Genomic DNA, 9294 nt, shown 5'->3' with positions numbered 1-9294 from the left:
GGCTCCATGTTGAAGTCGCCCAGCCAGATTGCCGCCAGCGGGTTCTCCGGCTCCGGCCCGCCATTGCTCCAGTTGCGCTGCGGTTCGTCGTCGGCGCCGCTCCACGGGCCGCCGTCCGACGGCGCCCGGCGATGCTCGGCCAGCAGATAATCGATCTGCTCCAGCCGCTCCTCGGCGGCGATGTGCGCGAGATGCAACGACAGCACCCTGAGCGAACCGGCCGGCGCGCGGATCATGCATTCGAGCGCGGCGTTGCGCGTGTTGAGCGGGCGCACGGTGCGGCGCAGCGGCAGCGTATGCAACCTGGACCAGACGATCGGCAGCTTCGACAGCACCATGGTGCCGAACTGCCGGCGGCGGTTGACGATACGGCCGTCGCGCCGCTCGCTGGCATCCATGTCGAAAGCCGGGCCGTAGACCCAATGGTAATCGGGCAGCAGTCGCGACAGAATTTCCGGCTGGTCGTCCTCGTTGGTTCGCTGCCAGTGCCGCTCGACCTCCTGCAAGGCGATGATGTCGGCGCCGTCGACGACGCGCGCGGCGCGCGCCAGATCGTAGCGGCCGTCGCTGCCGAACCCGTACTGGATGTTGTAGCTGACGAGCTTCATTGATTACCCGGCTCAACTTTCGGCGATGGCACTAGCGGTTCCGTGATGGCGTTGCAATGGACCGCAATGGCGACGGGGCTAGGCCAGGAGGAGTAACCGCCTAGGTCGTCAGCGGCTGGAACCGCCCCGCCGGCGACGCCGCCAGTTCCGACCAGTCGATTTCCTCCTCCAGCCGGTGATAGGCCTCGTCGCCGATCGTGCCGTTGCGGCGCAATTCCTCCAGCGCGTCGCGCTGGCGCTTGATGGCATAGAGGCGCAGCCGGTCGTATTCGGTCGCCGCCTGGGCGTCCTCAGGGTTCTCGGCGACCCGGCGCTGCGCCTCATACTGCTCGCGCACCACTGCCGCCGCGGCCGACGTCTTGTGGTTCAGGACGTCGAGCGCGGCCTGCATGACGGCGACGCGCGCCTCGGCCACCTCGCGGTCTATCGTCGTATCCGGTTCGAAGTCGAGTACCCTGAGCAGAGGCTTCAGGCTCATGCCTTGCAGCACCAGCGTGCCGAGAACGACCGCGAAGGCGGCAAGCACGATCGGGTCACGCCCCGGGAAGCCAGCCGGCAGCGCAATCGCCACCACCAGCGTCACCAGTCCCCGCATGCCGCACCAGCCGACGAGCACGGCGCCGCGAAATGTCGGCGCATCGCGCTTTTTGTCTTCACTGTCGACGCGGGCAACCCATCGCATGACCGCAACGTAGCTCGCGACCCAGACGAGGCGCGCCGCAATGACGACGGCCAGCACCGTCGCGGCGAAGAGAAAGGCATCGCCTTGCCCGTCGCCGGAGAGCCGGCCGACGATCGACCGTGCCTGCAGGCCCATCAGCACGAAAGCCAGCACGTTCAGTACGAACACCGCCGATTCCCAGACCGAATAGGTGCTGACGCGCCTGCGCGCCGACATCAGGCGCGGCGCGGTTCGCGCAATCGTCATGGCATAGACGACGATGGTGATGATGGCCGACAGCCCGAGCCTGTCGGCAACTATCCAGACACCGAATGTACCGGCGAACTGCACCACGGTGCTGCTTGCCGCATCCTCGATGCGCGTCAGCGTCAGCAGCGAGAAGCGGCCGAACAGATAGCCGGCGACGACGCTGCCGACCGTCGACAAAAGGATCACCGGCACCGCGTCCTTCAGCATGACCGAGCCGATGGCGGCCGAAACCGCGATCCTGTAGATCAGCAGCGCGGTCGCGTCGTTGAGCAGGCTCTCGCCCTGCAGGATGGCGGTGATGCGGTGCGGCACCTTGAACTGACCGAGCACGGCGCTCGCGGCCACGGCATCGGGCGGCGCGACGATAGCGCCAAGCGCGATCGCCGCCGCGATGGGCAGCCCGGCCATCTTCCAGCCGACGAAGGCAACGACCACGGTGGTGAAGACGACGGCGCCAAGCGCCAGCAGCGCCAGCGACAGCCGGTAGCGCTTCAGGTCGCGCAGCGAGGTGTCATAGGCGGCGTCGAGGAGCACCGGCGCGATGAACAGCGCAAGCGCCAGTTCCGGATCGATCTCGATGGTCGGTGCGCCGGGCACGAAGGCGATCCCCACCCCGGCCAAGGCCAGCAGCGAAGGATAAGGTACCTCCAGCCGCCGCGACAGCGCCGCCAGCGCGACGGCGATCAAAAGCAGGACAAGGGTCAGTTCGAACAGGGCCATGTCTTATCGTAGCGACGAAGCAAGGAGCTTGGCAGTGGCAAAGCGGCAAGATGCTGTTGATTGTCGGAGCCTTGGCCTGCCTGGAAAGAGGCAGGCCAAGGCTTCGACGGGATTTTCAACGCTAGCCGCTCAGGTCGGCGCTGCCCCTCATTGCCCTGCCGGGCATTTCTCCCCGTATAGTGACGGGGAGAAAGACGCCGGCACCGATGATTTCGCTAATTATCGCCGTTGAGGAATGAGGCGCCGGCGTTGCGGCCAGCCCCTTCTCCCCGTCACTATACGGGGAGAAGGTGCCGGCAGGCGGATGAGGGGCGGCGCCAACGGTTGGTCATTGCGGACACATCGGCTCCTGATGGTTTGCAACGGTCGACGACGTGCGAAAGAACGGCGTTGTTCCTAATGCAGCACAAGCATGTCGCCGGACGAGAACGAGATGTCCGCCTTCTCGCCGACCACGGGCGGTGGCGTCGTCGAGTTGTTGAACGTGTCGAGCGACACCGTGTTGCCGCCAATGCCGACGCGCACCCGGATGACCGAGCCGAGGAAGTGCACTTCGGCGATCTCGCCGGAAAGGCTGGTGTCATGGCCGGGTTGCCACCCCAGCGAAATCGCCTCGGGCCTGAGCGCGAGCGACAGCGTGTCGCCGGACTTCGAGCCATTGAGCTTGCCCTCGAGCGCGACCTCCTGCGCATTGACACGCACCTTGCCGGCGGCAGCGTCGGTGACCGTGCCTTCCAGCACGTTGAGTGTGCCGACGAAATTGGCGACGAACTTCGTCGCCGGCCGGTTGTAGATCTCGAACGGCGTGCCGACCTGCTCGGCCTTGCCGCCATACATGACGGCGATGCGGTCGGAGATCGACAGCGCTTCTTCCTGGTCGTGGGTGACGAAAATGGTGGTGATGCCGAGCTTCTTCTGGATCGAACGGATCTCCTCGCGCAGCGACACGCGCACCTTTGCGTCGAGCGCCGACAGCGGCTCGTCGAGCAGCAAAAGCTTCGGCTTCGGCGCGATCGCGCGCGCCAGCGCGATGCGCTGCTGCTGGCCGCCGGAAAGCTGATAGGGATAGCGGTCGGCCATCTGCGGCAGCTTGATGATGTCGAGCATCTCGGCGACGCGGGAATCGATGGCGGCCTTGGCCATGCCCGCCACCTTCAGCCCGAAGCCGATGTTCTGCGCCACCGTCAGATTGGGAAACAGCGCGTAGGCCTGGAACACCATGCCGACATTGCGCTGGTTGGGCTTCAGCCGCGTGATGTCCTTGCCAGCCACCACGATCTTGCCGGCGCTCGGCTCCTCGAAACCGGCGACCATGCGCAGCACCGTCGTCTTGCCGCAGCCCGATGGGCCAAGGAAGGACACGAACTCGCCCGGCGCAACGTCGAGGTTGAAATCCTCGACCACAGTCGTGGCACCGAAGGACTTTCGCACATGCTGGATGGAGAGGAACGGCTCGGCCATGGCTTTGACTTTCAGTTCGGGCGGTTCGCCGATTTCGGCGCGAAGCGGGACAGGATCTGGATCAGCGACATGCAGCCCCAGGTGATGGCGAAGGCGATGATGGCAAGCGCCGCCGGCTCATAGGCGCGGTTGGCGCCGATATTCTGCAGATACGGTCCGAAGGCCGGCCGATTGAGCAGGCTCGCCATGGTGAATTCGCCGATGACGATGGCGAAGGTCAGGAAGGCGCCCGACAACACCGCGATCAGCACATTGGGCAGGATGACACGGGTGATGATCGTCCCCCAGCCGGCGCCGAGGATCTGCGCCGCTTCCGTCAGCGTCCTGACATCGATGGTGCGCAGCCCGGTATCGACCGCCCGGTACATGTAGGGCAGCGCCAGCGTCGCATAGCCGATGACCAGCAGGGCGTTGGTGCCCGTGTCGCTGGCGAGGAACGGCAGCGGCGAGTTGGAGCCGTACATCCGGATGTAGCCGAAGACGATGACTATGGCCGGAATGACCAGCGGCAACAGCGTGATGAACTCGACCACCGGCCTGATCTGCGGCAGACGCAGCCGGATCCAGTAGGCCGCGGGCACCACGATCAGCACGCCGAGGATGATGGTGAAGATCGCCGCGACTACCGAATACATGAATGTGGCCTGGAAGCGCTCGTCCCCCAGCACGATCTGATAGGCGTCGAACGAATAGGCGCCGCGCCGCATGCGCATCGAGAATTCGACGGTCGCGATCAGCGGAATGAAGAAATAGGCCGCGCCCAGCGCGAAGACGACCCAGGCCCAGAATCTACCGGACTTCATTTGAGCCACCTCTCCGAGCGGGTCCGGAACCAGATGTAGAAGACATTGGCGAGACCGGTGATGACGATCATGCCGAAGGCGATCGCATAGCCGAGATGCGCGTTGTGCAATACGTCGCCACGGATCTGCGCGTAGAGCAGGATCGGCACGATGTTGAGCGAGGAACCAGTCAGCGCATAGGCGGTGGCGATCGCCCCGAAGGCGTTGGCGAAGAGCAGGATCACGGTGCCGAGGAAGCTCGGCCAGATCACCGGAATGACCACCATGCGCCAATACTGCGCCGTGGTCGCGCCGAGCGTCGCGGCGGCTTCACCCCATTCCTTCTTCAGCCCGTCGATAGCCGGCGTGATGATGACCACCATCAGCGGGATCTGGAAGTAGACATAAGTCAGCGTCAGGCCCCAGAAGGACAGGATGTTGAAGCCGTGCGCGTAAATGTTCAGCCCAAACACGGTGTTCAGGATGACGGTGGCGAGCCCGAGCCGGCCCAGCGTGGCAAGGAAGGCGAAGGCCAGCGGCACGCCGGCGAAATTGGAAGCGACACCGGAAAATGTCAGCGTCGCCGAGCGTATCCAGTCCGGCAGGCCGCCACGCACGATGGCAATGGCGATGGCGAGCCCGGCGAAGGCGCCGATCAGAGCCGAGGCAAGGCTGACCTTGATGGAAATCCAGTAGGCGGCAACGATCGACGGCTGCGCCAGGGCCGCGATGTTTTCGAACGTGAACTCGCCTGCGTCGTTCTGGAAGGCGCCCAGCATCAGGTAGAGCGTGGGCAGGATCAGGAACATGATCGCGAAGACGAAGAACGGCGTGACGCCGAGCCACTGCGTCGGCAGCCGCAGCCTTCGCGCCTCGGCGGGCGGCGCGGTCTTCCCCGCAATGGCTTGATTGGAGAGGGAGAGATCGGTCATGCGCCGGCTACCGTCTTGGAGAGGAGCCGGGCGGCCAAAGCCGCCCGGCCCTTACATTGTGTTACTTCACGTTGGCGCCGACAACGGCATCCCAGTTCTTGGTGATGGCTTCCTTGGCCTTGCCCTGTTCATCGAGGGTCGGGAAGACAGCTGATGCATAGGCCTCGGCCGGCGGCAGCTTGGCCATCACGTCGGCCGGGAGCTTGCCGTTCTTGGCGAGGTCGTTGAAGCGGATCGGGTGGCAATAGCCCTTCAGCCAGCCGATCTGGCCTTCGTCGGAGTAGAGATACTCGAGCCACAGCTTGGCAGCATTCGGGTGCGGCGCGTAGGCGCTGATCGCCTGCACGTAGACGCCGGCGACGACGCCGGTCTTCGGCACGACGACATCGACCGGCGGGTTGCCCTTCAGCGTGTCGCGGCCGGCAAGCGCGTTGTAATCCCAGGTGACCAGGATCGGCGTCTGGCCCTGGGCGAGCGTCGCCGGCTTGCCGATGACCGGCACGAAATTGCCGGCGGCGTTGAGCTTCTTGAAGAAGTCGAGGCCGGCGGTGCCGGCGGCTTCGCCAGCGGCCGCGCCACCGGAAAGGCCGGCGGCGTAGACGGCCTGGATGGCTTGGTTCGAGGCGCGCGGGTCACCGGCGAGGGCAACCGTGTTGGCATAGTCTGCCTTCAAGAGGTCGGCCCAGTCAGCCGGCGCTTCCTTGACCAGATCCTTGTTCACCAGGAAGGACAGCACGCCGTAATAGTCGCCGGTCCAGAAGCCATCCGCATCCTTGGCGCTGTCCGGGATCGAGTCCCAGGTCGACACCTTGTAGGCCTGGATCAGGCCATCAGCCTTTGCCGACGGGCCGAAGGACAGGCCGACGTCGATGACGTCAGGCGCCTGCGGGCCCTTGTTGTCCTTGTTGGCCTTGATCGCCTCGATCTCGTCGCCCGAGCCGGCATCCGGATTGAGTTCGTTGATCTTGATCTCCGGATACTTCGCCTTGAAGCCATCGATGACGGCGCCGTAACCGCACCAGTCATGCGGCAGCGCGATCGTGGTGAGCTCGCCCTCCGCCTTGGCCGCCTTGACGAGTTCATCCAGCGAAGCCGCGGACGAAATCACCGACGACACCATCAGGGTCGCGGCCGAAAGGGAAAGCACTTTCCCCGTGAATTTGAACATGTGTTCTCTCCGTTGAACTGACGCCGTTGGACGCCTGCGTTGCGGTATCGTTTTCGTGTGACAGCCAGATGAAAGCTTTGTGAAACCGGCACCCCGCAGTACGAAAAAGTAAACTCTTTTTAACCGGGTGTAGCAATCGCCTCGCGATTATTTTTCCGGCTAATTATTTCCCGCCTTGTTTTTCGCCCTCTCCCCTTTCCTTTCCCCTCGTTTCCGGATCAATTCCGACGCCTGAAATCTGTCTCAGACAGCGCCGGCGATGGCGTTTTCCAGCAGCGTCAGTGCCGCCTTCTTGGTCAGCTTGACCGGGTTGCCGCCGGCGGTCGGATCGACCACCGCCATGCCGGCGATCAGCCCCTTGCGCTTCTTGTCCATGTCGAGGCCCTTGATCAGGCCGGGCAGCGCATGCGGCACCTTGAGCTCCTTGCGCAGCTTGATGATCGCCTTGGCGAAACCGTCGAAGCCGCCCTTGATGCCGCAATAGGCGGCAAGCCGGGCGATGCGCTCGTCGATGGCGTCGCGGTTGAAGGCCAGCACGTAGGGCATGAACACGGCGTTCGTCATGCCGTGATGGGTGTCGTAGAGCGCGCCGATCGGATGCGACAGCGAGTGGATGGCGCCGAGCCCCTTCTGGAAGGCCGCCGCGCCCATCGCCGCGGCGCTCATCATATGGGCGCGGGCGACCAGGTCCTTGCCGTTGGCGAAGGCCTTGGGCAGGTTCTCGAACACCAGCCGAATGCCTTCCACCGCGATGCCGTCGGCCATCGGATGATAGCCCGGCGCGCAATAGGCTTCGAGGCAGTGCGCCAGCGCGTCCATGCCGGTGCCGGCGGTGATGAAGCCCGGCATGCCGACCGACAGCTCCGGATCGGCGATCACGATCGCCGGCAGGAGCTTCGGATGGAAGATGACCTTCTTGGTGTGCGTCGCCTCATTGGTGATGACGCCGGCGCGGCCGACTTCCGAACCGGTGCCGGCGGTGGTCGGCACCGCGATGATCGGCGCGATCGCGTCGGAATCGGCTCTCGTCCACCAGTCGCCGACATCCTCGAAGTCCCACACCGGCCGCGTCTGCCCTGCCTGGAAGGCGATCAGCTTGCCGAGGTCGAGCGCCGAGCCGCCGCCGAAGGCGATAACGCCGTCATGCTTGCCCTTCTTGAACACCGCGATGCCGGCGGTCAGGTTGGAATCGACCGGGTTCGGCTTGACCTCGGAAAACACGCCATACGGAACTTTGGCGTCGTCGAGGATCTTCAGCGTCGAGGCGACGACCGGCAGTTTCGCCAGCCCAGGATCGGTGACGAAGAGCGGCCGCTTGATGCCTGTGGCTGCCAGCACGTCTGGCAGTTCCTTGATGCGGCCGGCGCCGAAGCGGACGGTGGTCGGGTAGTTCCATTTGGAGATGAGCTTGGACATTGCTTGTCTTTCGAAAAAAATCAGATCGCTTCACGCAGGTGGAATGATTTCGGCCGGGTCAGATTGTCGTAGCCGATCGCCGAAAGTGCTGCGCCCTTGCCGGTGTCCTTGACGCCGGTCCAGACGAGCGCCGGATCGAGATAGTCGCATCGGTTCATGAACACGGTGCCGGTCTCGACGCGGTCGCCGATCGCCGCCGCATGCTCGGTGTCGCGCGTCCAGATAGACGCCGTCAGCCCGTAGGGACTGTCATTCATCAGCGCGATCGCCTCCTCGTCGTTTCGCACCTTCATGATGCCGACGATCGGACCAAAACTCTCCTCGCGCATGACGCTCATCTGGTGGTCGACATTGGTCAGCACTTCAGGCGCCAGATAGGGCGAGCCTGCCTTGTCCTCGGCCACCTTCATGTTGACATGCGCGGTGGCGCCTTTGCGCAGCGCCTCGGCCTTCTGCTCGCGGATCAGGTCGGCGAAACGCGCCTGCGCCATCGGCCCCAGCGTCGTCGCCTGCTCCAGCGGATTGCCGACGACATAGTTCTTCGTCTCGGCGATGAAGCCCTCGACAAACTCGTCATAGACCTCCTCGTGAACATAGACGCGCTCGATACCGCAGCAGCACTGGCCGGAATTGAAGAAGGCGCCGTCGACCAGATTGGCGACCGCATGGTCCATCTTGGCGTCGGGCAGCACATAGGCCGGATCCTTGCCGCCGAGCTCGAGGCCGAGGCTCATGAAGGTGCCGGCCGCGGCTTTCTCGATTGCGCGGCCGCCGGCGACCGAGCCGGTAAAGTTGACATGGTCGATCTTGCCGGAGCCGAGCAGCCTCTCGGTCTGGCCGTGGTTCAGGACGAGGTTCTGGAACAGGCCCTTGGGCAGGCCGGCCTTGTCGAAAGCCTGCTGGAAGCGTTCGCCGACCAGAAGCGTCTGCGCCGCGTGCTTGAGGATGACCGCGCTGCCGGCCATCAGCGCCGGCACGATGGTGTTGACGGCGGTGAGATAGGGGTAGTTCCACGGCGCGATGACCATGACCACGCCGAGCGGCACCTTCTTCACATAGCGGCGGAAGCCGTCCTTCGGGTTGGAGGCCAGGACCGGCTTCAACGCCTGTTCGGCGATCTCGACCATGTAGTTGACGCGTTCCTTGACGCCGCCGAACTCGCCGCCATAGCGCACCGGGCGGCCCATCTGCCAGGCGATCTCCGGCACGATCTCGTCGGTCATGGCGACCAGCGCTTCGAGCATCGCCAGCATGTACTTGCCGCGCTCGACGACCG

General features: G+C 64.6%; 8 protein-coding genes. All 8 read right to left on the bottom strand.

What is annotated here, in order from left to right; all coding sequences use genetic code 11:
- Window positions 1-608 (bottom strand): endonuclease/exonuclease/phosphatase family protein (locus EN780_RS20115; protein WP_128275096.1); only part of this gene is annotated, 608 nt, incomplete at its 3' end.
- Between the two features lie 100 nt (window positions 609-708).
- Window positions 709-2259: a sodium:proton antiporter gene (locus tag EN780_RS20110; RefSeq protein WP_127311459.1), complete on the bottom strand. Its 1551-nt coding sequence runs from the start codon at window positions 2257-2259 to the stop codon at window positions 709-711.
- Between the two features lie 396 nt (window positions 2260-2655).
- The gene (locus EN780_RS20100) at window positions 2656-3720 is read right to left on the bottom strand and encodes an ABC transporter ATP-binding protein (RefSeq protein ID WP_127284141.1); all 1065 of its coding nucleotides are present in this window, start codon (window positions 3718-3720) and stop codon (window positions 2656-2658) included.
- Window positions 3721-3731: 11 nt separating this feature from the next.
- Complete coding sequence (locus EN780_RS20095; protein ID WP_126058391.1) at window positions 3732-4523, bottom strand: ABC transporter permease; 792 nt, start codon at window positions 4521-4523, stop codon at window positions 3732-3734.
- Complete coding sequence (locus EN780_RS20090; protein WP_127308958.1) at window positions 4520-5434, bottom strand: ABC transporter permease subunit; 915 nt, start codon at window positions 5432-5434, stop codon at window positions 4520-4522. Before EN780_RS20090 ends, EN780_RS20095 begins: the two co-directional genes overlap by 4 nt.
- 61 nt (window positions 5435-5495) lie before the next feature.
- Window positions 5496-6602, bottom strand: coding sequence for an ABC transporter substrate-binding protein (locus EN780_RS20085; RefSeq protein ID WP_126058389.1), 1107 nt, complete (start codon window positions 6600-6602; stop codon window positions 5496-5498).
- A gap of 243 nt (window positions 6603-6845) precedes the next feature.
- A complete protein-coding gene (locus EN780_RS20080) occupies window positions 6846-8018 on the bottom strand; it encodes an iron-containing alcohol dehydrogenase (protein ID WP_128275095.1) in 1173 nt (390 codons plus the stop codon).
- A 20-nt stretch (window positions 8019-8038) separates the two neighbouring features.
- Window positions 8039-9294, bottom strand: a 1256-nt coding sequence (locus tag EN780_RS20075) for an aldehyde dehydrogenase family protein (RefSeq protein ID WP_128275094.1), incomplete at its 5' end; no start/stop codon positions are given.

Origin of the sequence: Mesorhizobium sp. M4B.F.Ca.ET.089.01.1.1 (assembly GCF_004022605.1) — a bacterium.
In the GTDB taxonomy this organism is placed as follows: domain Bacteria; phylum Pseudomonadota; class Alphaproteobacteria; order Rhizobiales; family Rhizobiaceae; genus Mesorhizobium; species Mesorhizobium abyssinicae.
Note: the sequence above shows the minus strand (reverse complement) of the source record. Positions and strands in the feature narration are given on the sequence as shown.

What these genes read in the sequence shown, in the direction of transcription:
- EN780_RS20110 (WP_127311459.1), bottom strand. Translation starts at nt 2,259, where the DNA reads ATGGCCCTGTTCGAACTGACCCTTGTCCTGCTTTTGATCGCCGTCGCG.
- EN780_RS20080 (WP_128275095.1), bottom strand. Translation starts at nt 8,018, where the DNA reads ATGTCCAAGCTCATCTCCAAATGGAACTACCCGACCACCGTCCGCTTC.
- EN780_RS20100 (WP_127284141.1), bottom strand. Translation starts at nt 3,720, where the DNA reads ATGGCCGAGCCGTTCCTCTCCATCCAGCATGTGCGAAAGTCCTTCGGT.
- EN780_RS20090 (WP_127308958.1), bottom strand. Translation starts at nt 5,434, where the DNA reads ATGACCGATCTCTCCCTCTCCAATCAAGCCATTGCGGGGAAGACCGCG.
- EN780_RS20095 (WP_126058391.1), bottom strand. Translation starts at nt 4,523, where the DNA reads ATGAAGTCCGGTAGATTCTGGGCCTGGGTCGTCTTCGCGCTGGGCGCG.
- EN780_RS20085 (WP_126058389.1), bottom strand. Translation starts at nt 6,602, where the DNA reads ATGTTCAAATTCACGGGGAAAGTGCTTTCCCTTTCGGCCGCGACCCTG.